We start from the raw sequence: 25,826 nt of genomic DNA, 5'->3' as shown, positions 1-25,826 counted from the left end.
CCTTTCTACGCATAGTAACGACCCAGGAACTCGTCACGATACTGGAAGTATTCTCCCGAGGCGATGGTCTCCCGAGCGGTATCGACCATACGGACGATGAAACGCTCATTGTGAATTGAGGCCAGCGTGGCCGCGAGGCGTTCCTTGGCCTTGAAGAGGTGATGCAGATACGCCTTGGTGTAGTTTGCACAGGTATAGCAGTCGCACCCGTCGTAGATCGGGGTGAAGTCCTTCTTGAACCTGGCGTTGGACACGTTGAAGCGGCCATCCGGAGAGTAGACAGCAGCAGTACGTGCGACCCGCGTCGGTGAAACACAATCGAAGGTGTCGGCGCCGTTCTCAATAGCCACGAAGATGTCATCGGGTTCCGAGATCCCGAGCAGGTGCCGCGGTTTGTTCTCGGGAAGTTCTTCGTTGCACCAGCGCACAATGGTTCCCAGATTCTCTTTTTCCAATGCACCTCCGAGACCGAAGCCGTCGAATTCCATGTCGCCGAGATCTCGACATGCTTTGCGCCGGAGATCCTCGTACTGGGCTCCTTGGATCACCCCAAACAGGGCCTGGTACGGCTTGTCGGCTCGCTCAGCGGTGAGTCGTTGATGCTCCGCAATGCACCGCAACGCCCAGAGACGGGTTCTTTCCAACGCTTCTTCCTGGTACCCGCGCGAGTTGTAGAGCGTGGTCAGCTCGTCGAAGGCGAACATGACGTCGGCGCCGAGCTGATGCTGGACGCCCATGGAAACTTCCGGCGTGAAACGGTGGAGGTCACCGTTGAGATGAGATTTGAAAGTCACGCCGTCGTCGTCGACGTGGGCCATCCGTTCCTTGCCGGAGGCGACGTCGTCGTCCCCAACAGGGCGTCCGTCGGCGCCGATGGTTCCCGCGACGGTTCCCATGTCGATGACCTTCTTGAACCCGGAACCAAGGGACATGACCTGGAAGCCGCCCGAATCGGTGAATGTGGGTCCGCCCCAGTTCATAAACGCCCCCAGACCGCCCGCGGCGTCGAGTACGTCCGGGCCGGGCTGGAGAAAGAGGTGGTAGGCATTGGCCAAGAGCGCCTGGGCTCCGAGCTGCTTCATTTCCTCCGGAAGGACAGCCTTGACGGTTGCTTTGGTTCCGACCGGGATGAAGGCGGGGGTCTGGATCCGGCCGTGCGGCGTCGTGATCACGCCCGTTCGTCCGAGGAACTCGCCGCCGTTATTGCGGTCAAGAGCGGCCGAGGACGCATCGTCGCCCGCCGTATCGTTCAGGCGCGAGCCGACGTCGAAGCGAAAATTGGGGTTGGGAAATTCAGTGTTGGACACCCGACCTATCCTAGATGGTCCGAACGAATCACGGTTCCAGGCCGGGAAGGTCCGAGATCATGCGTTCGGAAGCCTCCCACAGCTTGTGGCCCATTAGCGGGTTCTGGGCATTGTGTGCCATGGTCGCGGGCTTGCGCTTGGCGAAATATCCGCCCGAACCGAAATCTTCGCCCGGAACCGCTTCGGCCAGCCACACGAGAGTATCGGAACCCTGCTCCGGGCCGGCGAGGAGCTTTTGCACGGGCCCCTGATAGAGGACACCAACCCCAGCGCCGGACGAATCCCTGGAAAAATTGCTGCTGATGACGCCCGGGTGGAAGGACGCCGATGCCAGCCCGAGGTGGTTGTAGCGCCGCGACAGTTCCTGTGCATGCAGCAAATCCGCGAGTTTGGCGTTTCCGTACGCGATACGGGGATCGTAGCGTTTTTCGGAATCCAAATCCTCGAGAGAAAAGCGGGCCATGATCCTATGCGCGAACGACGAGGTGTTGACCACGGTCGCTTTCGAGGCCAGGAGCCGACCCATGAGCAACTGTGTGAGGTAGAACTGCGCGAGGTAATTGACCTGGAAGGTCATCTCATGTCCGTCGGTGGTGACCCAACGTCCTTTGCCGAAAATCCCGCCGGCGTTGTTGGCCAAGACGTCGATGCGGTCCGTCGACTCCGCGATGTCCGAAGCCAACGAGTGAACCTGTGACAGATCGGAGAAATCCGCGAGAAAGTATCGGGCCTCGATCTCTTCGGCAACTGCGCGAGTTTTCTCCCCCGAACGCCCGACGACGATCACCTCGTGACCGCCACGGCTGAGCCGTCGTGCGGCAGAGGCGCCGATACCGTCGGAAGCCCCAGTGATGACGATCGTCTTTCGGCTGGCGTCTTGCATCAGCAGCGTCCCCAACCGGCGTAGGCCAGGGCACGTCTGACGAGGTCCCCGCTTCCGCCCTCGAACTCTTCTTGGACCTCGTCCCGAAGGGCTTCTTCCGGTGTGAGCCAGGAAAGTTGCAGTGCATCCTGGCGGGGCTCGCAATCTCCGTTGACGGGGATCACGTAGCACAGGGCGACGGCGTGCTGCCTGTCGTCTGTCAGCCCTGACTGGGAAGGATGTGGGAAGTACTCGGCAATAGTGAAGGGGGCAAGCGACGGAGGCAACTGTGGCATGGCCAATTGCCCGAGGTCCTTTTCGAGGTGACGGAGCAACGCGGCTCGCACTGTCTCCCGATAGTGAACCCTGCCCGAAACGAAGGATCTGATCATATTTCCCTCGTCGTTAGGGCGCAAAAGCAGACCGATCTCGCTGACACATCCCAAGGGATCTAGGGTTACGGGGATTGCCTGGACGTACACCATCGGCAATTGTTGGCGGGCCTGTGCAAGCTCTTCATCCGAAAGCCAGCCGGGCGTGGGGTCCGGGGTGCGTACTCTGCTCATATTTCGGTTCTATCTCACCGAATGGCGTGCTGCCTAGTCATCAGGGGTTTTCAAGGCGGGGTTCGGCTACCCGCTGAAACTGTGATTGGAGCTCCTGGCCGGTCACAGGTCGCCGAGTCGCACATGGGGGCACCGGTTCCGGGCGGGAAGCGGTGCGTCATCGGCAACCCGACGACCGCGAGGTGGTGTATCAGGCCAAGCGGTACGCCGCTTCCAGGATGGTCCAGGCCTGGATCTGGGAGCTGAGCTCCACCTTCGCCCCGGCACCGAGCGTCTCGGAGCTGTGCCGGGAAGCATCGGGGGAGAAGAGGACCACGGAATCGCCGCGAATTTCATTCACGTCCACGCCCGGCTCGTTGAGCGGGAGGTCGGGATCGTATTCGCGGCGCCCGGCCCAGAGGAGTTCGGCCGTTGCGATGATGACCTCGCGGACAGCGTGACGAACCTTGGGGTCGATCCGAGCATCTTCAGCGGCGGAGGCAAGGTAGCGGGCCAAAATACCGGCAAACAGGCCGCCGTCACCTGTCCCGCGCGTATCGAGGATACGGAATTGAGCGTTTTCCGCTTCGTGGGTCGCGGTGAAACGGTCGAGGACTATGCGCACAATGTCCTCCACATGCCGTATGTCTCCGCCCGAGACCTCCAAATGAGCCCCGATCGCGAGCCCTTGATTGTAGGGGAATGCGGCTTTTTCGACGACGTGTTCGTACGAGCCGTCCCTCTGGAGCACGCGTTTGATCCCATCCAGGTAGCCTTTCTCCGAAGACCACAGGTTTTCCCGGAACCATCCGACCAACTGCGCGGCCGCTACGTGGTCTCCTGCCCGGGCCAGAGCGATCGCGATGGGGCCGGATGCCGGGAGGTTCTTGAAGTCTTCTGCCTTGGACCAGAAGGCCCCGCCACCGAGGTCCTCCGTGACTGCCTGACGGAGCTGCGGATAGAGAATCCGGCCCACCTCCTGTGCCGGCTCCGAGCCGGCCCCCAGCACCTCGTGTGACAAGGTGTTGAGCCGGTGAGCGGCGAGGACGAGCCACGCCATGTCGTCGTAGTACGAATTGACGTACGTGCCAAAATTGTGGATTCGAATGCCACGGAGCAACCGGTGGCATTGGTCGATCACGCGTTTGGCCTCGGTTTTCTGACCGTTGTGGAATGCGCGCTCGCCAGAATCGACGAAGGCATCCAGAAGTTGGGCCTGCCACCAATAGTTCCAATCGGTCACCTTTTTCTTGATTCCCTTGGCGGGAGGCAAGGAAGGTTCTGCGATCAGGGTTCCGGGAACCCCCATGAGACGGTGCACGAACAAACGGTTGACGGAATATGAGGCGCGTCCGGCCCGGTTTGCACGCTCGATTCGGTCTTTCTGCGTTGCGGTGAGGACCTGATGACGAGATGCCGTGGTCGCTCGACGGCGTTCGTTGCTCGAATTCTGCGTGGTCGGGCTGTTCTGGTTGCTCATGGTCTCTCCCGGTCGATAGTGGTTTCGATTCAGTGGGAATCAGCGATCGTACTGACATCCAGCGTACGGTCTGAGCGGATGCGAAGGTACTCCTGAGTGAACGGGTGCTTGAAGAGTACCTCGCGGGCGAGCAGCCGCAGGTTCCCGATGGGCCGCCTCAGCTCTTCCTCCTGGATGCGCGGGTACAAAGGGTCGCCGTAGATCGGTCTGCCCAACGAGTTCATGTGAACGCGGATCTGGTGCGTTTTCCCGGACAACGGATTGGCGCCGTACAGTCCCCACTCTGTTTCCCCGATCTCCTGCAGGAGAACGACGCCAGTGAGAGCATTCGGGGCACCGGGAACCGCGCGTGCTTGGAGAGAAGAGGCGTCCTTGACGATGCGGGAGCGCACGACCCATGGTTCCGCCGGATAGACCGGGAGATGCGGTGGACCGACGTCGGGAGTCAGCGGCGCGAGCGGAGCGATGAGCTCGTACGTTTTGGAAACCCGTTGGAGTTCAAAAAGCGCTTGGAGCGGACCACGCGCCTCACGAGTTTTTGCGAAGAGAAGGACGCCGGCCGTCAACCGGTCGAGCCGGTGGACCGGGGAGAGCAATATATTGTCCGTTTCGACCCGCAATTTCGTGACCGCGGTTTGTCGGACGAATGAACCACGCGGAGTCACAGGCAGGGAATGGGGCTTGTCGACGGCGAGGAGGTGTTCGTCCTCGTAGAGAACCGGCAGGTCCAAAGGCAATTCCGGTTCATCGGGCAGCGGTCGAAAGACCCACACGTGACTACCTGGCCGAAAGGCCTCGCGGACGTCCAGCGGCTGTCCGCCAGGGTCCAAGACGTCGCCCCGTGCGAAGAGCTCCTCCGTCACCTTCGGGTCGTGCGGCGGGAAGCGTGCGGTGAGGAATGCGGAGATCGTCGGGAATTCGCCGTCGCCAGGAAGCCTGACGCGGGTAGGCGAAACGCCATTACGGGCAGGGACGGGACAAGATGGTCGCGGTCGACGGGACATGGGCCAGTTTTCTGTAGTCGGCGGCGGGATCCGGTGCTCGCCGGGTCAGGCCGTGTAGAGGTCGGGGCGCCGGTCGTTCAGGTAAGGGTTCTCCTCCCGGGAGGCCCGGACGCGTTTCGGGTCGAGTTCCGCAAAAAGAAGTTCCGGTTCTTCGCCCGCCATCGTCAGGATTTCGCCGTCAGGAGCGGTCACGCTGCTTCGACCCACGTAGGTGAGGTCCCCTTCGGCGCCCACATGGTTTGCGTAGGCAACGTAGATCTGGGACTCCCACGCGCGGGAAGGGATCGTGCGTTCCGCAATGAATGCATACGGTGCCATCTGCGCGGTCGGGACTAGGACGGCGTCGGCCCCTTGCAGGGCGAGGGAACGCACGGTTTCGGGAAACTCGACGTCGTAGCAGATCAGCATTCCGAGCTTGAGGCCCTCGAAATCAATGATGGGAGAGGGAGCTGAACCCGCACTGAACATCGAGCGGTCGAGGTCGCCGAACAGGTGGGTCTTGTCGTATCGGGCAATTTGCTGACCTTGGCGGTCGAAGAGCGCGACGCTGTTGACGATCCCGCCGTCGGCGGTGAGAGGCAAGCCGGCGGCAATCGCGACGCCTGCTACCCGGGCGATCTCCGCCACGGACTCGGTCAAGGGGAGAGCGGTCAGGGCCGAGAGCTGACCGCCGATGTTGTATCCGGTCACGAACATTTCGGGAGTCAGGAGCAAACCTGCCTCGGCTTGGGCTGCGCGTTCTGCCGCCTCGCGGAGTTCCTGCAGATTCGCCTCGACGTCGCCCGGTGAGCCTTCGGTCTGGAGGAGCGCGATGCGTACGGGTTGTGAATCTGAGGTAGTCATGAAACCACGGTATCTCGTGGACCGGCAGAAGGGCGACGGAGCGCAACCGGTCGGACCGATCGCGCGCCGTCGTCAGGGGGCGTGGAGGCCTAGTCAGGAGACCGGTGTCGAGGAATCGGTGGGCGCCTGATCGGATGGTGCTTCGTGACCGAGCCGGCTGTGGTGACGGGAATACGCGAAGTACACCACGATGCCGATGGCAAGCCAGACGACGAAGCGGATCCAGGTTTCCAGGGGCAGGTTCATCATGAGGTAGAAGCACACGAGAGCGGAGATAATCGGCAGAACCGGCACAAAAGGAACCTTGAACGAGCGTTTCAGATCCGGCCGATTTTTGCGCAGAATGATCACGCCCACCGAAACCAGAACAAAGGCCGAAAGCGTGCCGATGTTGACGAGGTCCGCGAGTTTGGACAGCGGAACAAAAGCGGAGAGCAGCGCAATGGCGAGACCGGCGAGGATTGTGAACCGGTACGGAGTCTTGAATTTCGGGTGAGTCTTTCCCAAGGCCTTTGGCAGGAGATTGTCCCGCGACATCGAGAAGCCAACGCGGGTTTGGCCCAGGAACAAGATCATGGTCACAACGATCAAACCGATGCAGGCGCCCACGGCAATGATGTTTCCCATGATCGGCAGACCGCTGTGGGTGAATGCGGTCGCGAGCGGGGCGCCGTCGTCCGGATCGATGTCTTTGTAGTTCTGCATTCCGGTGATGACCAGCGAGACTCCGGCATAGAGGACGGTCACGATAGCCAATGAACCAAAGATGCCAACCGGGAGGTTCTTCTGAGGATTACGGGTCTCCTCGGCGGTGGTGGCGACGATGTCGAAGCCGATGAACGCGAAGAACACCATGGCCGCGGCCGCGAACACGCCTCCGATCCCGAAGACGCTGGGGGCGATGCCGAAGACCGTCTGGACGAGGGGCAGCGTCAGAGCGCTACCTTCGGATCCACTGGCTCCCTGAGCCGGAGGAATGAAAGGAACCCAGTTGGAGACCTTGACGAAAAAGATACCGACGATGATGACCGCCAGAACGACGAGCAGTTTGATACCGGTGACTATCTGATTCAACCGACTGGAGAGTTTGACCCCAGTGATCAGGACGACGGTCAGGGCCGCAACCAGCAGAAAGGCCGGTAGGTTGATCCATCCTGTTTCCACGGAAGCGATCGCGTCCGGAATTGCGAAGGGAGTATCGGCTAGGAGAACACCGAGATACTGGCTGAACGATGTGGCCAAGGCCGCCGCACCGACGGTGAATTCGAGGATCAGGTCCCAGCCGATGATCCATGCGGCCAATTCACCCAGCGTGGCGTAGGTGAAGGTATAGGCGGATCCCGCGACCGGGACGGTCGAGGCGAGCTCGGCATAACACATCGCCGCCAAACCGCAGGCAACGCCCGCGATCAGGAATGAGACAACGATAGCGGGGCCGGCGTTGGTGGCCGCGGCGTGTCCGGTCAGAACGAAGATGCCGGCACCGATGCAGACGCCGACGCCGAACACGACAAGATCAAGCGAACCGAGATTTTTCTTGAGCTGATGCTCGGGCTCTTCGGTGTCCCGGATGCTCTGCTCAACGGACTTGGTGCGGAAAAGTCCAGAGGCCATGATGGCTCCTTAACGGAAAGTAAGGCCGGTAATAATGATGTCTGAGCGTACTCTGCGGATAGCCGCTTTGGGGGCGGATTCTCAATATTTGAAACTGGGCACTGAAGGTCTGGCGATTGACCGGAGGAAGTCAGAGGGATGTTTTGCCCGCACAATGAACACCTCCTCCGGTCGCGATGCTCCAGGGCTAGTCTTGAAGTGATGACCTGCACACCATGGTTGATGCCGCGAGCCTCTGGTAGGGCGATCCGACGGCTCGAACGTACCGGAACTCTGCCGTGTCACTGCACGTTGAGCGCAGGTACCGGCACGACCAAAAGCCCAACTAAGGAGAAGGCACGATGCCCATCGAACCTGGGGGCCAGCGGCCCGAACCTCTCAAAAACCGCACACGCCTCTGGAGCCCATCCCAGGAATCGATAGAACGGTCCCGGATGTACGCCTTCGCTCGATGGGTTGAACGGAAGCACGGGTTTGACTTGCCCGACTACCAGAGACTCCATGAGTGGTCGATCGAGCACCTCGAGGACTTTTGGTCCGATGTCTGGGAATACTTCGGCGTGGTCTCTTCGGAGCAATCGGATCGAGTCTTGACGACCCGCGAGATGCCGGGCGCCCAATGGTTCCCTGGAGCCAAACTAAACTATGCGGAGAATTCGTTGCGCGCAGCGAAGAGCCGCCCGAACGACGTCGCGATCATCGGCGAACACGAGTCTGCCCCGCGCACCGAGCTCACCTGGGGAGACTTCGAGGCGCAGGTGGCATCGGTTGCGCAGAAACTTCGCGATCTCGGTGTTGAACCCGGGGATCGCGTGGCAGCGGTGCTCCCCAATATCCCCGAGACCGTGGTGGCGCTCATGGCCACCGCCTCGGTCGGCGCGATCTGGTCGGTCGTCAACACGGACTTCGGCCCCCAAGGCGTGGCGGACCGTTTTGCGCAGATCGAACCGAAGATCCTGTTCACTGTTGATGGCTACGACTACAACGGCACGATGCGGGACATGACGGGCACGATCGACCCACTGCGCCAGCTCCTGCCGACGGTCGAACACGTCATCCTCGTCGACCAGAGTTCCCCAACGAATGTGGGCGCCGGGCCCCAGGACGTGCTCCGCTACTCCGAGATCATCACGACACCGGCCGAGCCCCATTATGAACAGGTCCCCTTCGACCATCCCCTGTGGATCCTGTACTCCTCCGGCACCACGGGCAAACCCAAAGGAATAGTGCACTCGCACGGTGGCGTGAGCCTCGAATTCATGAAGGCGCTGGGGCTCCACGCGGGCGTCGGCCCCGGGGACATCGTCTACATTGCAGTCGCGACGACGTGGATGATGTGGAATCTGCACATGGGAAACCTCCTGGTCGGAAGCGCGGTCCTGGTCTACGATGGATCTCCCGTTTTCGATGGGCCGGACAAGTCTTTGGAGCTCGTGGCACGGAACAGGGTCACTTTCTTCGGGACTGGCGCAGGCGTGCTGAGCATGGTGCATCGGGCGGGCGTTTACCCCAACACCAAATACGATTTTTCGGCCCTCAACGGGATCCTCGTGACCGGCTCGCCTCTTCCCGACCCCACATGGGATTGGGTATACGAGGCCGTCAGCGACGACGTCAGACTGGGGTCCGACTCGGGCGGAACCGATGTGACCAGCGCATTCGTCGGCAGTAACCCGTATATGGACGTGTATCGCGGTGAAATCATGGGCCCGTACCTCGGCATCGCGGCAGAAGCGTGGAATTCGGAAGGCGAACGAGTGTGGAACGAGGTGGGAGAGCTCGTGATCACACTGCCGATGCCCAGTATGCCGATCTGCTTCTGGAACGACGCCGACGGTACTCGATACCGTGACGCCTACTTCGATCTTTTCCCCGGAACATGGAGGCAAGGGGACTGGACCACACAGATGCCGGATGGACGAATGATCATCCACGGCCGGTCCGATTCAACGATCAATCGCGGTGGCATTCGGATGGGTTCGGCGGACATTACCGACGTCGTGGATCAGGTCGACGGCGTCGAGGCGTCGATGGTCATCGGCGCGGAACTGGCCGGCGGGGACTACTACATGCCCTTGTTCGTGGTGCCTCAACGGGGAAAGAAACTCACGGATGAGCTCAAAGCGAGCATCGTGCAGGCCATTCGGACTCGGGTCTCTCCGCGCTACGTGCCCGACGAGTTCATCGAAGCCCCCGCGGTCCCCAGGACACGCACTGGGAAACTGATGGAGATTCCGGTGAAAAAGCTTTTCCAGGGGGCTGACGCCGGCACATTGAACCGTTCGAGTGCCGAGGATGAGGACGTCCTCGACTGGTACGCCGCCGCAGCCCGGATTTTCCGCGCAAGCCGTGAGGACGTCGAGCGGTGATGTGACGACAATGCGCGGTATCCCGTGTGGATATCGCGCTCAAACGCTACCCAACGGGCAGTTCGGACCCGGTCCGTGCAGAATTGCCACGTCGTCACTTTCGCATCCGGATCCCGCGGGGCGTCGTATAGAAACCTGCGGAAACCAGTCCGTCCCGGAGAACAGCGATCGGAGCGCGCTCGCCGCCATCGCCGGTGGTTCCCCGCTCGAGGATCGAGACCCCATTGATCTTCTCGACAATGAGTTTGTCCACCGCCCCGACTCTCACAGCGGAAGCAACCGCGGGACCGGCTAGCTCCAAGTCCGTGGGATCGGCAGAGAATGCAAGCATGGTTTTCCCTCCGCGCTCGACGTACAAGACCGACCTGCCGTCCACCAAAACAATCAAGGAACCGGCCTTCCGGCCCGGGCGAGCGAGACGAGAATCCTCGTCCGCAGTCGCGTCACGACCGAGAAGCCGTGGCGCGGGAACCGCGTCGGGCCATGCCAATGCCGCGCCATAGGCATTGGCCGGATCGCTGGCCGCCAACACCACCACTTCCGGGGCCCGCGGCTCAGAGGTCGAGCCTTCGAGCTGCTCGTCGATCGTCGAGGACCGCAGAAGATCCACGGTGGAAGGTGCGGCGAATTGAGCACCGCCGAGACCCTCAATGAAGTATCCGCGCCGGGCTTCGCCTTGGTCCTCTTGCGCGGTCAGTATCTGGTATACGGCGGCGAAGCCACCTGGCGTCTCTTCTTGGGCAACTGCCCCACGGGTCAGAATGCCGTACCGGTCGAGCATCAGTTGCGCCATGGCGACCGCACGGACCGTCATATCCAGCGGTTCCTCATCGAGGAACGAGCTGACCCGCGACCACCGACCGCTCAATTCGCGTTCCCGTTGGGGGCTCAACCCGGACATATTTGCGGCAGACTCCGCGGGCTCTCCCGTTGCGAGTCCAAGCCCGAAACGCGACGGATCGGCGTGGGTCCGGCTGCCCAACCTGGCCGAGGTGATGCGGCCGGCTCCGCGTCGCCCACGAGATCTGGACCGTCCCGGTGCCTTGGGCCTCGAATGTGCGGATTTCCCTCCGTCCAAGAACGCGCGAAGGGGTCCCGCGGTGTCGTTGGTGACCAACCCGGCCCAGGCGAGTTCCCACAGCGCATCGCCTGCCGTACCGACGGTCATCCCGGCTCGCATCGCAATTCTTGGGGCAAAATCGGCGCCGTCCCCCATTGCATCGAACACCTTGCGCGCGTCCTCGCTCAGGTCATCGAGCCGGGTAGGGGGCTCCGCCGGAACGGTGAGATCCGCGGATTCGGCCAGGTGCAAGCTGACCCACCCGTCCTGGCCTGGAATCGTGCCCGCGCCCGTCCACAACACGTCACCGCGGGACATCGCCTCGTCGAGCATCTGGGGCTGGTAGCCGCGAATGCGGGCGGGCAGAACGAGGGTCTCCAACGCGGAGGCCGGGACCGGGAAGCCGGCAAGCTGGTCGATGACACTCAGAAGGCCGTCCGAATCGTCCACGCGCGGATCGTCGCTGGCACCTTTGGCTCGTACGTGTTGCCACGCCGGCAGGAACCGAGCGTATGTCGCCGCATCCACGGGCTCGATCTGAGAGCGCAATGCGGCCAGAGAACGCCGGCGAATCGTACGGAGCACACTGGCATCGCACCATTCGACGGCTTGCTCGCCGCCTGCCCGCTCGTTCGCCATCTCCGGCGGCAGAAAACGACCCTGGACGACACGCCGGTCGGTGGCCAGCCGTGCCAGAGTCGTCTCGACCACGGCGGGCCCGAGCCCGAGCGACTGAGCGGCCTCGGTGGCGGTGAATGGGCCATGAGTTCGTGCGAAGCGGGAGACCAAGTCACCGAGCGGATCTGCGACAGGCTCGATGAAAGCGTGAGGAATTCCCATCGGCAGAGGTGTCCCGAGACCATCACGCAAGCGGGCGGCGTCTTCTACGGCAGCGATCTTTTCGGATCCGGCCACGCGGGTCCTGTACGCACGATTTGCTCGGAACAGTTCCTGAGCGAAAAGTTTGGTGCCCTCCCCGTCTTCGAGGCGCGCGGCCGCCTCTTCCACGGTGAGAGGCCCGAGTATCCGGAGCAGGTCCGCAAGACCCTCGGGTCCGTGCATCTGCCGGCCTTCGGCCAGACGCTGGAGCTGTGTTTCGGTTTCCCGAATCACCTCGGTATCCAGCAACTCGCGCAATTCGTCCCGGCCCAGCAATTCGGAGAGCAACGTCGGGTCGAGGGACAACGCGGCGGCCTTGCGTTCGGCCAGTGGCGCATCCGTGTTGTACAGGAATTGCCCGACGTAGCCGAAGAGCAGAGTCTTGGCGAAAGGCGAGGGTTCCGGGGTCTCCAGTTCCCGGACGGTAATGCGTTTGGACTCGATGCTCTCGTGAATTCGACGCAGAGCCGGAAGATCATAGACGTCCTGGAGGCACTCGCGCACAGTTTCCAGGATGATCGGGAAGTTCGGGTGCTTGCGGGCGACATCGAGCAATTGGGCCGATCGTTGCCTTTGCTGCCACAACGGTGTCCTCTTGCCAGGGTCACGGCGTGGAAGCAACAGAGCGCGCGCTGAACATTCGCGGAAGCGCGAGGCGAATAATGCCGATGATCCGACCTGCTCGGTCACGATCGCCTCGATCTCATCCGGTTCGAACATGAACAAGTCCGCACCGGGAGGGTTCTCTTCCATCGCGGGGATGCGCAAAACGATGCCGTCATCGGCCGCCATCGCGGAACCGTCCAAACCGTAGAGCTCGTCGATCCGGGCTCCGACGGCCAGCGCCCACGGGGCATGGACGGGCATGCCGTAAGGGGAATGTAGGATGACCCGCCAGTCGCCCAGTTCGTCACGGAAACGTTCGGCAACCACGGTTTTCTCGCTCGGAACCTGCCCGGTCGCGCCCCGCTGTTCGTCCACGTAGGCACACAGATTGTCGACGGCCCATTCGTCCAGTCCGGCAGAGGTCAGGCGTTCCCGCACCGCTTCGACGCCCTCGTCGCCTTCGGCAAGAGACGTCGCCACCTCACGCGTGAACTTTCCTGTAGCTTCCCCCAGATCAACGGGTCGCCCTGGCCCATCGCCGTGCCAGAACGGCAATTTGCCGACCTGGCCGGGCGCCGGAGTCACGTTGACGCGGTCGTGGGTGATTTCCTCGATGCGCCAACTGGTCGCACCGAGGGCTATCACGTCCCCGGACCGAGATTCGTAGACCATTTCTTCGTCGAGCTCGCCCACGCGTTTGGGGCCCCGGTCCTGCTCCTCGGAGCCAACGATGTAGACCGGGTACAGGCCCCGGTCCGGGATCGTGCCTCCTGAGGTGACGGCGACGCGTTGGGCGCCCGGACGCGGCTCGAGGGTCCCCGCGTCTCGATCCCAGACCAACCGTGGGCGGAGCTCCGCGAATTCATCGGACGGGTATTTTCCGGCCAAGAGGTCGAGGACGGCGTCAAAGGCGGATCGTGGAAGAGCCGCGAACGGCGCGGTGTGCCGGACCGCTTCGAACCATGCCTCGACGTCGATGGGCCCTAGTGCGCACGCCGCAACGGTCTGCTGCGCCAAAACGTCCAGAGGATTGGCCGGAATGTGCAGTGGCTCGATGGCCCCGGACCGCATGCGTTCGACGGTGACGGCCGACGAGAGCAGATCACCACGGTGTTTGGGATACATCACCGCGCGTGAGGTCTCGCCCACCTGGTGGCCTGCGCGTCCAACGCGCTGCAGTCCGCTGGCCACGCTCGGCGGAGACTCGACCTGAATGACCATCTCGACCGCGCCCATGTCGATGCCGAGCTCGAGGGAACTCGTCGCGACAACGCAACGGAGACGGCCTGATTTCAGAGCGTCCTCGATCAGGGCCCGCTGGTCCTTGGATACGGATCCGTGGTGTGCGCGAGCCAGTTCGGAGGGAGCCGTGCCGGAATTCAGGTGGTTCAGAGCCGGAGGGGCATACGGAATTTCGGCTCCGCCCGGAAGGCTTCCCGGAACATCGTCTTGTGGGCCCTTGAAGAGGGAGAGACCAGTATTTTCCGTTGTCGGTGCAGCGTTGCCACGTTGTTCCTCGCGAAATGCGTGTACCTCATTGAGTCGCGAGGTCAGCCTTTCCGCCAGTCCTCGTGAATTGGCGAAGACAATGGTCGAGCGGTTCGCTTCCACCAAGTCGACAATTCGTTCTTCGACGTGCGGCCAGATCGAGGCGACCACGGTGTGCGGTGTTTCCTGGGGGAGCGGATTCGAGGCGGACGGCGCGTGCTCATTGTGATCGGAGTCCTGCATCAGAGGGGACTCCAGGTCCAGGCCGAGGGCGTCCTCCAGGGTCGCAGTACCCGACGATGCCGATCCGGCGCTGACCCCGGAGCGCTGTTCGGGCAGGTCGGTGCGGGGGACCGGAGTCGTCAGATTGGACATGTCCGGTACCGGGACGGAAACCGTGAGGTCCCAGTTCTTCTCGGCCTCGGGACGGACGACGGTCACGGGTGCGGTGCCGCCGAGGAAACGAGCGACCGTCTCCACGGGCTCGACCGTTGCGGAGAGCCCGATCCGCTGAGCCGGCTGGGGGAGTATCTGATCCAATCGTTCCAAGGAAACCGACAGGTGGGCGCCTCGTTTGGTACCGGCAACGGCGTGGACCTCGTCCACGATCACGGTGTCCACCTGGGACAAGGTCGACCTCGCCTTGGAGGTCAGCATCAGGTAGAGAGACTCCGGCGTGGTGATCAGGATGTCCGGGGGATCCGTGACCAGACGCCGTCGCTCACGAGCGGGCGTGTCGCCTGAGCGAATCCCAACGGAGAGTTCGCGTGGTTCCGTGCCGTGGAATCTCGCGGTTTGGGAGATGCCGACCAAAGGAGAACGCAGGTTCCGTTCCACGTCGACGCCGAGGGCTTTGAGCGGCGAGATGTAGAGAACCTTGGTGTGGTTGGCGGCTTTCTTCCTCCGTTCCGCGGCTCGTCGGCCGGGGGCTTCGGGTGTGCCGTGCGGCCCCGTCGGAGTGGGGGCTGACTCGTCGGTGGAACCCGTGCCGGTGTCGGCGTGGAGGAGACGGTCGAGAGCCCACAGGAACGCGGCGAGGGTTTTGCCGGATCCGGTAGGAGCCACAACGAGCGCGTGCCGACCTTGGGCGATCGCATCCCAGGCGCCGTCTTGTGCCGAAGTTGGTCGCAGGAATGCGCCGGTGAACCACTCGCGGGTTGCGGGGCTGAAACGTTCGATTGCCGAGGGCATACCTCCCATTGTGCCGTGTCCTGCCTTCCCCGCTCCAGGTAACCTGGACCACCGTGCAGTGTGTTTCTCTCATTGATATGTCACAGGAGAACAGGTGAAGGTTGGAGTGAAAATTCAGAGCGAGGATCGACCTGGTTTTCTTCGCAGCGGTGGCACTTGGCTTGCGGCCAACCTGGTGGTCACCACAATGCTGACGGGAACACTTTTCGTGCCGTCCTTAGCCTACGGAACCTCGCTCGTGTTGATCGTCGCAGGGACTCTGTTGGGCGGTATCGTCCTGATCCTGGTCGGCAACATCGGCACCCGCACACGACGGGGGACCATGGAACTGACGGAGGTTCCCTTCGGCCGCGCCGGGAGCGTCGTGCCCAAGGTCGCCAACATCCTGGTGCTCATGGGGTGGAGTTGGGTCCAAGCGATGTTAGCGGGCGTCACCGTCAACACGTTGGTCTCCAACGCTACGGGATGGTCGAATCCAGTCCTATTCTCCGTGGCTTGCGAACTGTTGGTCGTGATCCTGGCCGTTTTCGGACACTCCGGAATCTCCCGCGTCGAGCCGTGGCTGGCCTTGGTCATTCTTGTGTGCATGGCTTGGATATTCTGGCAATGTCTGGGGGAAGGTCAGGCTTCGCATTATCTCGCGCGCCTCCCCGCGGAAGGAGCGTATACGCCGTCGTTGGCCTTCGACGCCGTCTTCGCCACGGCGATTTCGTGGACGGTTCTCTCCGCGGACCTGAACCGGTACGGTCGATCCCAGCGAGGAACCATGTCGGGCACGTTCTTGGGATACACGGCCTCGACGATCCTCGCGATGGCGATGGGAGCCACGGCCACCATGGCGATCCTTGACCAGGGTGGCCCGGTGGCGGAATTCAATCCGCAACCGCTCGTCAACAGCTTCGGATGGCCCATCGCCGCCATCGTGTTCCTTTCTGTCATGGCCACCAACACCATGGTTGTCTATGGGATGGTCACTTCCGTTTCCAGTCTCTTCCCGGCGGCGGGGAAGCGGTACGGGAGAACCGTCGCGGTGGTCGGCGGGATCTCTATTCTGGGAGCCACCCAAATTGCCCTGTTGTCCTACTTCACCGATTTTCTGCTGGTTATCGGGGCGTTTTTCGTCCCCGTCTTCGCGATTATGATCTGCGACTATTACCTGAAGAACAAGGCCCACTACGCGGAAGGCGCGGCTATGCCGGCCTTCGGTCTGCCTGCGCTCTTGTCATGGACCGTGGGGGCACTGACCTCGTGGTGGTTTGCATATGTGGTCTCGATTCCCTGTGGCGCAACCCTGACGGCCTTCGTCGTGACTTTCGCGGTGTACGCAGTGGTGGCCCGTCGCCCACGGAGGGGGCTTTAGCGAGTTCCGTCACACTTGCGGCTGGACGAGCTTCTCACGGAATAAGCATTTGAAAGAGTCCGTTTACACGTAAAGCAACGGCACTCGTCCAGTGCCGCTCCGAGACGAAGGAATACGAATGATCGACACCATAACCCAGTCACAGTTGACCGACGAGGATCTCCATCTGCTCTTCAACTCTCGCACTGTCAGCGAGTTCGAAGACGTCGAGGTCACCGAGGACCAGAAGCGCGCCATCTACGAGCTGGCGAAAATGGGTCCGACGGCTTTCAACTCTCAGCCGCTTCACGTGGTGTGGGTCGAGCGCGGCGCAGGGCGGGAACGTTTGGTCTCGCACATGATGCCCGGCAATCAGCCGAAGACCGAGGCCGCCCCGTTGGTCGCGATCCTGGCCGTCGACAAGAAGTGGCACCACAAATTCGAGCATTTCCTGCCGGCCCGTCCGCAGATGGGGCAGATGTACCTGGACAATCCGGAGCTCGCAGAGACTACCGGTCGCGACAACGCATTCATCCAGGTGGGCTACTTCGTCATGGCTGTACGGGCCCTGGGCCTCGCAGCGGGCCCGATGACAGGATTCGACACCGCCGGCGTGGACGAGGACCTGCTCGCCGGAATGGACCTGAGCTCGCTTGTGGTCGTGAACATCGGTAAAGGTGTCGACCCTTCATATGATCGTTCCCCGCGGTACTCCTACGAGGAATCCACGACGACCCTCTAGCGGAATCTCCGTTCAGCTCTGGACGCCGATCTTGCTCACGGACAGTTGCTGAACCGAACCATTGGCGCACGCCGACATCGGGAAGCTGACATCCAATACTTGTTCGCTTCCCGGTGCGGTGATGCGCAGGCCGGAAGCATTGGTTTTTTCGCATGTTTGTCCGTAGAGGTCCGCCTGAGTGCTGCGCAGAGCAGCCGAGGTGGAGCCCCCAGGGTTCAGGGTTGCCCCGTTGCCGGGAAGCTCGGTGGCCTGCATTGCCGCGGCACCGATCGTCTGCCCGGAATCGTTGACGAAGTTGACACTGGGATATCCGGACAGCTTGCACACATCCGACCCGGAATTGGTGAACGTCACGGTGTAATTCGTGGACCCGGCCGCGCCGCCGGAAGCCTCGACGGCGACCTTGAGTGCACCGTCAGCGCAAGAAGTGCTTTTCGCGCCCGGTTGAGTCGTGGGGCTCTGGGAAGAAGCCCCTGACGAGGGGGCCTGCTCCGTCGGCGTGGGCTCGCTTGGCTGAGGTTCCGACGGTGCCTGGGACGAGGTGCCCGAAGGCTCTTGTGTCGGAGACTGCTCGGTGACGGTCGGCGTGGGGGCGGGCGTCGAAGAGGCGGGCCCAGGGATGGGTTCGGCAGACGTCGCGGAGGAAGACGGGGCGGGGCTCGACGTCGACGATGATGCGGAACCGGAAGACGACGCGGATTCGTTCTCCCCTTGGGATCCGCCAGGAGAACACGCGCTAACTCCGAGGAGCAACGCCGCGACGGCAACCCCCGTGAGCGACGTTCGAAAGCGTCGAGTGGTGTCATGAGCCATGGCATTAGATTATGCGTATTAACAGAGCGGTTCCACCGCTTCCGTCGAATGTGGCGTTCGGCAAAATAACGCCGCAAGAACTGCCCAGGCTACATTCCGGGCTTGAGAGTTACCGTTGCCCCATCGAGCTCGTCCTTGTATTCGGTCTGGCAAGCCAGCCGCGAGTAGTCGTTCGCGACGTCGTCGATCATCTCGAGCAGGTCTTCTTCCGCTTCCGTGCGTTCGTCGCCGCCGGCTTCGAAGTGTTCGGGGTCCATGAAGGTATGACAGGTTGCGCACGATGCGTTTCCGCCGCACGTGGCCAGAACCGGATACTGGTTCTTGTGCAGGCATTCGAGGAGTGTCTGGTTGTCCTTCCACTCCACTTCCTGAGCCTCTCCGGACTCATCGACCACGGTGATATTGATGCTCATTGCTCTCCAGATTGGATCGAAAATCTCTTTCGAAACAGTCTAGGTGGGGCTCCGGTGTCGGCGTAAACGACTCTTCACAAGGAGTGACCGGAAACATACGACGATCTGCCCAGCCGACATCTCCAGTAATCTGGCGAGTGATCCAATCTTCAGGAGGCCGAATGAGCCGGAAGCGCTCGCAGCAAGAGCCGGAGGAACAGTTCCTGTTCTCTCTTGACCTCACCGAATTCGCCGAGTCCGGCAAGGACGAGGGGTGTGTTGTAGGTTCGGGCGAGGGTGCGGGCCGGTCCATGGCGCCGACATCACGGCCTGCCACGGCGCCACCGAACCTCCGGGAGGCAGAAGCCGAGATGACCAGGGCAGAGATTGCGGCTTTCCGTCGGACCCAGCCGGAGTACCTGTTGGATCGCGCTCGCCGTGTTTTCCACCGTGCGTTGCTCGATGAGCGCGTGCTGGTTCTGAACCCTTCCTCCGGGGTGCCGTCGAATGCTGACAAGGACTCCACATCGAGCATCCGTTATGCGCGGTTCGTTGCCGACGGCATCGGCGGAGTTCCCGAGGTTGCGCGAGCGCCGGGCAAAGGGGTGAGTCGGAACTTCGAGCGGGCCGTTGCGGCGTACCTCAAGTCGGTGACACAGGCCCTGGATGCCATCCGGCCCGGCGATTGGGTCGTTCGGCGGCTCGGAGATCGCGAAGAATGGACCGGGATCGAAGATGCCTCTGAGATCTTTGAACAGTACGAACACCTGTCGACGATGCGCGAGGCCATCGTTTCCCGTCGTGACTTGAGGGCGCTCATGGGGCATGACGCGGAGATCATTGCCCCCGATGTCGTGATTGCTCGTCATCCGGTTCCGGATACCGAGTTGAACGGGTCCGCACGCCTGGTTGATCCGATGGGGCCGTTGGCCTCGTCCAGCCCATTGCGTTCGTCTGTTCAGCCCAAGCCGTTGCTTCATGCCGTGATCTCCTGCAAGTGGACGTTGAGAAGCGACCGGGCGGAGCAGGTCAAATCGGAGTCACGTCACTTGATCCGCAATAGGCGTGGCAGGGTTCCGCATCTCGTGGTCGTCACGGGTGAGCCCATGCCTTCCCGCATCGCCTCGGTGGCTTTGGGAACGGGGGATATCGATTGCGTGTATCACTTCGCGTTGTACGAGCTGCTGGATGCGATCGACCCCGAGACTGACCCAGCCGGCGCCGAGCTCCTTCACACGATGGTTCAAGGCCGACGCCTCCGCGACATTTCGGATTTGCCGCTGGACCTGGCGATTTAGCCGAACTGATCTGGCCGGTGCCGGCTCGTGGATTCGATCGGGTCATGCTCCCGATTCGGACTAACCGAATTCGGTCGATGCTCTACGCTCTTCTGCGGCTATGGGCTGAAGTCCTAAGCCTTTGGATTCGAATCGGTGTTGCCTCTGGCCGATATTTCGCCGATTGATACGGAGCAGATCCCCGATCCAGGACGTGAGTTCTCCCATCGGCAGGGATCTAGTTTCCCGAACTGCGGCCGTTCCCTTTGCGCGTGCGGAGGCCGCATGAGGCAGGAGCTATCCTAGTGTACCGGTAAGTAGCCTTCGGAAATCATCCGGGGTACGAGTGTGGGCGGGGGGCCACGCTGCTTCGAATCCCCGTATGTCTCCGGCCCCATCGAGAACAGAAGAAAGGAATGTATCGATGCAGATTGCGGTGTTCGGTTCCGGTTACGTGGGGCTGGTCACAAGTGCATGTTTGGCCGATGGTGGGCACGAGGTGACATGCGTCGACGTCGACGCCGCCCGCGTACGCCGCCTCCAGAGCGGAGAATCCCCGATCTTCGAGCCGGGCCTTGACCGTCTCCTCGCCAGGAATCTGGAAAATGCCCGGTTGCGCTTCACCACCGACGCCGGTGAAGCTCTGGACGGCGTAGAGGCCGCGTTCATCGCGGTAGGCACACCCCAGGCCACTGATGGTTCGGCGGACCTGCGCGCCGTCGACGCCGTGGCCCAGGAAATCGGTCGGCGTGCAAACCTCGACATGCTGGTCATCAACAAGTCCACCGTGCCCGTCGGCACGGCCGCTTGGGTTGCCGAGACTATCCAGCGCGAGCTGAACCAGCGGTATCCCGAGGGGGGAGGCCCGCGCGTGGGTGTGGCTTCCAATCCGGAGTTCCTCAAGGAAGGGACGGCGATCGCGGACTTCAAGCACGGCGAGCGTGTCGTCATCGGCACTGCGAACGATCGCGACGCGAGGGTTCTCCGGGAGATCTACGAACCCTTCAACCGTCAGCGCGAGAAGATCATCGCCATGGACGTCGCTTCCGCCGAGCTCACCAAGTACGCGGCGAATGCAATGCTGGCCGCCAAGATCAGTCTGATGAACGAGATCGCGGGCATCGCCGAGGCAACGGGCGCTGACATCGAAAAGGTACGGCTGGGGGTCGGCTCGGACTCCCGTATCGGCCAGCCATTTCTCTACGCGGGCGCCGGGTATGGCGGGTCCTGTTTCCCTAAGGACATCGCAGCTCTGGCGCACGTGGCTCGCGACGCGGGACGCACGCCGCGCATGCTGAAGGCCGTCGAAGGCGTCAACGCGGAGCAGAAGAGACTGTTGTTCCAGAAGCTGTCCGCGCTGGTTCCTGCTTTGGAAGGCAAGATCGTGGCCGTGTGGGGTTTGAGTTTCAAACCCAAGACGGACGACGTGCGTGAGGCTCCTTCGCTCGATGTCGTTCGATCTTTGCTGGCCGCCGGATCCACGGTGCGTGTATACGATCCCGTCGCTGCGAACTCGTTCCGGGACGCCGTGGGCCAGGAGGAGGATCGATTGATCTACGCGGAGACGAAGGAGGGTTCCGTCGAGGGAGCAGATGCGTTGGTGATTTGCACCGAGTGGGAAGAATTCCGGGTGTTCGATACCGCGTCGCTTTCCCGGGCGATGCGTGGCCGAGTCATCGTGGACGGCCGCAACTTGTATGATCCGGAGCGCGTAGCCGAGGCGGGATTCGTGTACGCCTCGATCGGTCGGGCGACGGCGGGGCTGCACGGCTGACCGATGCGGGTTACCACCCGGTCCTGACTCGCTCCGGACCGTGGTTATCGGTCAGGGCGCAAGTCCTCCCTCACCGTCGAAGCCCCATCCCGGCACGCCGTCCGAGGAATTCCTCGGACGGCGTGCCGCGGGCCGGACGTCCATTCCGTTTGACGGGCTCGCGCAGTCAGCTCATCCTGGCCGATTTTTTTGGGGGGGATTCGTTTGCGTGGGGCCGGCAGGTCGCAGATCGGTCTTCGTCAGCAGCTGGTCGCGGTAATGAACTGTAAACCGGGCCACGTGTGCTCGATCCGGCTCGTTATCCTGAAACAGTGGGCGCTGCGCACCGGTATCCCCATCGAGTGGGCTTTTAATGGGGGAAGCCCCGTCATCCGGGGATGACGGGGCTTCCGTTGATGTGCGCCCGAAGGGATTCGAACCCCCAACCTTCTGATCCGTAGTCAGATGCTCTATCCGTTGAGCTACAGGCGCCCGGCCACTGAACGGCTTCCCGCTTCAAGGCCGAGTACTAGCTTACATGCGAGCTTTTGAAACGCCAACTCGAGGTCTTGTGATCTGCGCTTCATTGAGATCGTGGAACAGCACGTTCGGTTTACGCTACTGTGGTCATGTCACAAGGGACGGAGCTGGATCCTGTTGTGCGCGCAGCGAGCAACAGTCCATATGGATATCGAGCACCCCCCACACAATGTCGTGAGTGATGGCCTGTATAGGGCCGCAACCTGTTGAGGGGAACAATTAATGACTGACATCGTCGTCGGAAACAGCGACAAGCTGAAGCCAGCCGTGGAAGAGGCCCTGAAGAACGCCCCCACCAAGTACCAGCCGTTGCTGGACTGGGTTCGTGAAGTCGCCGAGTTGACTGAACCGGATGCCATCCACTGGGTGGATGGTTCACAGGAAGAATGGGACCGCCTCACGAGTGAACTCGTGGACGCCGGTACGTTTGTGCGGCTCAGTGAAGACAAGTTCCCGAACTCATTCGCCGCATTCTCCGATCCAGAGGATGTTGCACGTGTCGAGGAGCGCACATTCATCTGCTCCAAAACCCGCCAGGGTGCAGGGCCCACCAATAACTGGGTGGACCCGGAAGAGATGAAGGGGACCCTGACCGAAAAATACCGTGGTTGCATGCGTGGTCGCACGCTCTATGTGATCCCTTTCGTCATGGGGCACCTGGATGCCAAGGCCCCGAAATTCGGGGTGGAGATTTCAGACTCCGCCTACGTCGTGTGCTCGATGCGCATTATGGCGACCATCGGTCAAGACGTGCTGCGCAAGATGGAAGAGACTGAGGCTTTCTTCGTAGAAGCCCTCCATTCCGTGGGCGCACCGCTGGAAGAAGGGCAGGAGGATGTCGCCTGGCCCTGCAACCCGGATAAGTACATCGTCCAGTTCCCAGAAGAACGAGCCATTTGGTCCTTCGGTTCCGGTTACGGCGGCAACGCGCTTCTCGGCAAGAAGTGCTATGCCCTGCGCATTGCCTCGGCCATCGCACATGATGAGGGGTGGCTCGCCGAACACATGCTGATTCTCAAGGTCACCGACCCCAAGGGGGAGACTCATTACATCAGCGCGGCATTCCCGTCCGCGTGCGGCAAGACCAATTTCGCGATGATCGAGCCCAGTATTGAAGGCTGGAAAGCAGAGATGGTCGGTGACGACATCTCCTGGATCAGCTTTGATGACCAAGGCAAGCCTCGGGTTATCAATCCGGAGGCTGGCCTGTTCGGTGTGGCCCCGGGGACCGGTTGGTCGACCAACCCCAATGCGATGCGCGGCGTCGCGAAGGGCAATACGATCTTCACCAACGTTGCTCTGACCGATGACGGCGGCGTCTGGTGGGAAGGCATGACCGACGAGGTCCCCGAGCACCTGACGGACTGGAAAGGTCAAGACTGGACCCCCGACTCAGGTCGTCCTGCCGCGCACCCGAACTCGCGGTTCTGCACACCGATCGAGCAGTGCGACATCGTCGCTCCCGAGTACAGCGACCCCGAGGGTGTGCCGCTGTCCGCGATCGTCTTCGGTGGACGGCGCAAGACCACCGTGCCGCTCGTGTCGCAGTCCTTCGACTGGAACCATGGTGTTTTCCAGGGTGCGACGTTGTCTTCGGAAACGACCGCAGCGGCGAAGGGCCAGGTCGGCGTCGTGCGTCGCGATCCGATGGCGATGTTGCCGTTCATAGGCTACAACGCCGGTGACTACCTGAAGCACTGGGTGAGCCTCGCGGAGAAGTATGGCGAAGAGAATATGCCGAAGATCTTCTACGTGAACTGGTTCCGCCGCACCCCGGACGGCGGTTTTGCCTGGCCCGGATTCGGCGAGAACTCGCGCGTGGTCAAGTGGATCGTCGAGCGTCTTCAAGGCACCGCCGGTGGGCGGGAAACGGCCGTCGGCATCGTGCCCGATGTCCAGGATCTCGACCTGACCGGACTCGACGCCGATCCCCAGGCCACCGCGGCCGCCCTGGCCGTCAACGCGGATGAGTGGGAAGAAGAGCTCCCGGGAATCGACGAATGGCTGGAGAAGCTCGGTGATCGCGTTCCATCCGAGATGAAGGAACAGCGTGACGCTCTGCGAGCACGTTTGAACGGCTAACCTCCGTTGACAACGACGCCGCCCGGCCGCTTCCATTGTGGAATGCGGCCGGGCGGCGTCGTTGGCTATCTCCCGGCGATAGTCCGCGCCGGGTTCTCGATCGAGTGGACTAGGACGGCTTGGTCGGCTGCTGCCGAACCAGGTCCAGAGCGAAATCCCGGACACGCTCCATCGTGGCCTGATCCGGTGCCTCAACGTTCAGGCGCAGGAACGGCTCGGTGTTCGAAGGGCGGAGATTGAACCACCATCCTTCGGACCGGTGAGTGAAAGTCGTGCCGTCCATGTCATCCACGTCTACCGGCTGATCCGACAGAGCCTTACGAACCCGCTGGACCGCGGCCGCCTTGTCTTCGATCTTTGAATTGATCTCCCCGGAAGCCACATAAGGCGCGTACTTCGCAGCCAGCTCGGACAGCGGTTGGTCCTGCGTCCCGAGCGCAGCGAGCACGTGCATGGCTGCGAGCATGCCGGTGTCCGCGTTGAAGAAGTCCTTGAAATAGTAGTGAGCCGAGTGCTCACCGCCGAAGACTCCTTTTTCGCTGGCCATAACGCCTTTGATGAAGGAATGGCCCACGCGCGTTTTGACGGGACGGCCACCTTTCGCCTCGACGAGCTCGGGCACGGCTTTTGAGGTGATCAGATTGTAGATGATGACCGGTTCGGAATTCCCGTCGGCGTTCGCGCGATCGATCTCGCGCTCGGCAACCAGCGCGGCAATCGCGGAAGGGGTCACCGGTTGGCCTTTCTCGTCGATGACGAAGCAACGATCGGCATCTCCGTCGAAGGCAAGCCCGATGTCGGCACCCTGTTCGACGACGGCGGCCTGCAGGTCGCGCAGATTGGCCGGCTCGAGGGGATTGGCCGGATGGTTAGGGAAAGTGCCGTCGAGCTCGAAGTACAACGGGCTGATGTCGAGCGGCAACGCGTCCAGCACCGAGTCGCCGAGCACGGCAGGTGTGGTTTTTCCGGCCATTCCGTTGCCCGCATCGACGACGACCTTCAATCTGCGAATTCCGGCGAGATCCACCAAGTCACGGAGGTACTTTGCGTAGTCCGCGAGGATGTCACGCTCCTTCACGGTCCCCGTATTCTCGACCGAAGTCACGCCTTCGCTCAAGTACTTCTGGGCCGCATCACGGATCTCGAACAACCCGGTTTCGGAGGAGACCGGGACCGCCCCGGCCTTGGCCATTTTCATGCCGTTGTACTCGGCGGGGTTGTGCGAAGCCGTGAAGGTAACGCCGGGAGCGTCGAAAACACCACAGGCAAAATACAGCTCATCCGTGGAGATCAGACCGATCTTCAGAACATCGGCTCCCCGCGCCGTCGCTCCCGCTGCGAACTCGTCGATGAATTCGGGAGAGGAAGGGCGCATATCTCCGCCGACCAGGACGGTTTTTCCGGTTAGGCCAAGAACATCGACGAAAGCCGCTCCCGTTGCTCGAACGGTCGCATGAGTTATGGTTTCCCCCACGATTCCGCGGACGTCGTAGGCCTTGAATGACTCTTCTAGGTTAATGCTCACGCTGAGATTCTACGGTGCCGCACTTCGAAAACTTGCTGTGCACGGTCGTGGCCGCTCTCACACCCGCTCACGGATACTGCGCTCTCGAGAAGACGTGTGGTTGGATTGATGACTA

General features: G+C 61.9%; 17 protein-coding genes and 1 tRNA gene. 6 read left to right on the top strand and 12 right to left on the bottom strand.

The window, feature by feature from the left end; all coding sequences use genetic code 11:
* Positions 1 to 5: 5 nt before the first annotated feature.
* From tgt to EWV35_RS09490, 7 genes are all read right to left on the bottom strand, one after another.
* Complete coding sequence (gene tgt, locus EWV35_RS09520) at positions 6 to 1,307, bottom strand: tRNA guanosine(34) transglycosylase Tgt (RefSeq protein WP_129661191.1); 1,302 nt, start codon at positions 1,305 to 1,307, stop codon at positions 6 to 8.
* Between the two features lie 28 nt (positions 1,308 to 1,335).
* Positions 1,336 to 2,190 (bottom strand): SDR family NAD(P)-dependent oxidoreductase, encoded by an 855-nt coding sequence (locus tag EWV35_RS09515; RefSeq protein WP_129661188.1) that lies wholly within the window; start codon positions 2,188 to 2,190, stop codon positions 1,336 to 1,338.
* Positions 2,190 to 2,735, bottom strand: a complete 546-nt coding sequence (locus tag EWV35_RS09510) for an NUDIX hydrolase family protein (RefSeq protein ID WP_129661185.1) — start codon at positions 2,733 to 2,735, stop codon at positions 2,190 to 2,192. The genes EWV35_RS09515 and EWV35_RS09510 overlap by 1 nt, the downstream gene beginning before the upstream one ends.
* A 190-nt stretch (positions 2,736 to 2,925) precedes the next feature.
* Positions 2,926 to 4,194, bottom strand: coding sequence for a glycoside hydrolase family 76 protein (locus EWV35_RS09505; RefSeq protein WP_129661182.1), 1,269 nt, complete (start codon positions 4,192 to 4,194; stop codon positions 2,926 to 2,928).
* A gap of 29 nt (positions 4,195 to 4,223) precedes the next feature.
* Positions 4,224 to 5,057, bottom strand: coding sequence for a pseudouridine synthase (locus tag EWV35_RS09500; protein WP_238654373.1), 834 nt, complete (start codon positions 5,055 to 5,057; stop codon positions 4,224 to 4,226).
* A gap of 186 nt (positions 5,058 to 5,243) precedes the next feature.
* Entirely contained in the window at positions 5,244 to 6,041 is a 798-nt protein-coding gene (locus EWV35_RS09495) for a carbon-nitrogen hydrolase family protein (RefSeq protein ID WP_129661176.1), read from the bottom strand.
* A gap of 93 nt (positions 6,042 to 6,134) precedes the next feature.
* On the bottom strand, positions 6,135 to 7,655 hold the full coding sequence (locus EWV35_RS09490) for an amino acid permease (protein ID WP_129661173.1): 1,521 nt from the start codon (positions 7,653 to 7,655) through the stop codon (positions 6,135 to 6,137).
* 341 nt (positions 7,656 to 7,996) lie between these two features.
* Between EWV35_RS09490 and EWV35_RS09485 the strand changes: the two genes are divergently transcribed.
* On the top strand, positions 7,997 to 10,024 hold the full coding sequence (locus EWV35_RS09485) for an acetoacetate--CoA ligase (protein ID WP_129661170.1): 2,028 nt from the start codon (positions 7,997 to 7,999) through the stop codon (positions 10,022 to 10,024).
* Positions 10,025 to 10,118: 94 nt separating this feature from the next.
* Here EWV35_RS09485 and EWV35_RS09480 read toward each other — a convergent pair whose 3' ends face one another.
* A complete protein-coding gene (locus tag EWV35_RS09480) occupies positions 10,119 to 15,248 on the bottom strand; it encodes an Lhr family helicase (RefSeq protein ID WP_129661167.1) in 5,130 nt (1,709 codons plus the stop codon).
* A 106-nt stretch (positions 15,249 to 15,354) separates the two neighbouring features.
* On the opposite strand from EWV35_RS09480, the gene EWV35_RS09475 reads away from it, so the two are divergent.
* Complete coding sequence (locus tag EWV35_RS09475; RefSeq protein ID WP_129661164.1) at positions 15,355 to 16,608, top strand: purine-cytosine permease family protein; 1,254 nt, start codon at positions 15,355 to 15,357, stop codon at positions 16,606 to 16,608.
* 118 nt (positions 16,609 to 16,726) lie between these two features.
* Positions 16,727 to 17,329, top strand: coding sequence for a malonic semialdehyde reductase (locus EWV35_RS09470; RefSeq protein WP_129661161.1), 603 nt, complete (start codon positions 16,727 to 16,729; stop codon positions 17,327 to 17,329).
* 12 nt (positions 17,330 to 17,341) lie between these two features.
* On the opposite strand, the gene EWV35_RS09465 is transcribed toward EWV35_RS09470, so the two are convergent.
* Together EWV35_RS09465 and EWV35_RS09460 are read right to left on the bottom strand one after the other, a co-directional pair.
* Positions 17,342 to 18,142, bottom strand: coding sequence for a DUF4232 domain-containing protein (locus tag EWV35_RS09465; RefSeq protein ID WP_129661158.1), 801 nt, complete (start codon positions 18,140 to 18,142; stop codon positions 17,342 to 17,344).
* Between the two features lie 89 nt (positions 18,143 to 18,231).
* Positions 18,232 to 18,555, bottom strand: a complete 324-nt coding sequence (locus EWV35_RS09460) for a 2Fe-2S iron-sulfur cluster-binding protein (protein ID WP_129360496.1) — start codon at positions 18,553 to 18,555, stop codon at positions 18,232 to 18,234.
* A gap of 161 nt (positions 18,556 to 18,716) precedes the next feature.
* Between EWV35_RS09460 and EWV35_RS09455 the strand changes: the two genes are divergently transcribed.
* Together EWV35_RS09455 and EWV35_RS09450 are read left to right on the top strand one after the other, a co-directional pair.
* Entirely contained in the window at positions 18,717 to 19,832 is a 1,116-nt protein-coding gene (locus EWV35_RS09455; protein WP_129661155.1) for an NgoMIV family type II restriction endonuclease, read from the top strand.
* Between the two features lie 403 nt (positions 19,833 to 20,235).
* On the top strand, positions 20,236 to 21,585 hold the full coding sequence (locus EWV35_RS09450; RefSeq protein ID WP_129661152.1) for a UDP-glucose dehydrogenase family protein: 1,350 nt from the start codon (positions 20,236 to 20,238) through the stop codon (positions 21,583 to 21,585).
* Between the two features lie 398 nt (positions 21,586 to 21,983).
* Here EWV35_RS09450 and EWV35_RS09445 read toward each other — a convergent pair.
* Positions 21,984 to 22,056, bottom strand: a tRNA-Arg gene (locus tag EWV35_RS09445).
* A gap of 270 nt (positions 22,057 to 22,326) precedes the next feature.
* Between EWV35_RS09445 and EWV35_RS09440 the strand changes: the two genes are divergently transcribed.
* Complete coding sequence (locus EWV35_RS09440; protein WP_129661149.1) at positions 22,327 to 24,186, top strand: phosphoenolpyruvate carboxykinase (GTP); 1,860 nt, start codon at positions 22,327 to 22,329, stop codon at positions 24,184 to 24,186.
* A gap of 109 nt (positions 24,187 to 24,295) precedes the next feature.
* Here EWV35_RS09440 and EWV35_RS09435 read toward each other — a convergent pair whose 3' ends face one another.
* The gene (locus tag EWV35_RS09435; RefSeq protein WP_129661146.1) at positions 24,296 to 25,711 is read right to left on the bottom strand and encodes a phosphomannomutase/phosphoglucomutase; all 1,416 of its coding nucleotides are present in this window, start codon (positions 25,709 to 25,711) and stop codon (positions 24,296 to 24,298) included.
* Between the last annotated feature and the right edge of the window lie 115 nt (positions 25,712 to 25,826).

Origin of the sequence: Rothia uropygialis (assembly GCF_004137765.1) — a bacterium.
Classification (GTDB): domain Bacteria; phylum Actinomycetota; class Actinomycetes; order Actinomycetales; family Micrococcaceae; genus Rothia.
Note: the sequence above shows the minus strand (reverse complement) of the source record. Positions and strands in the feature narration are given on the sequence as shown.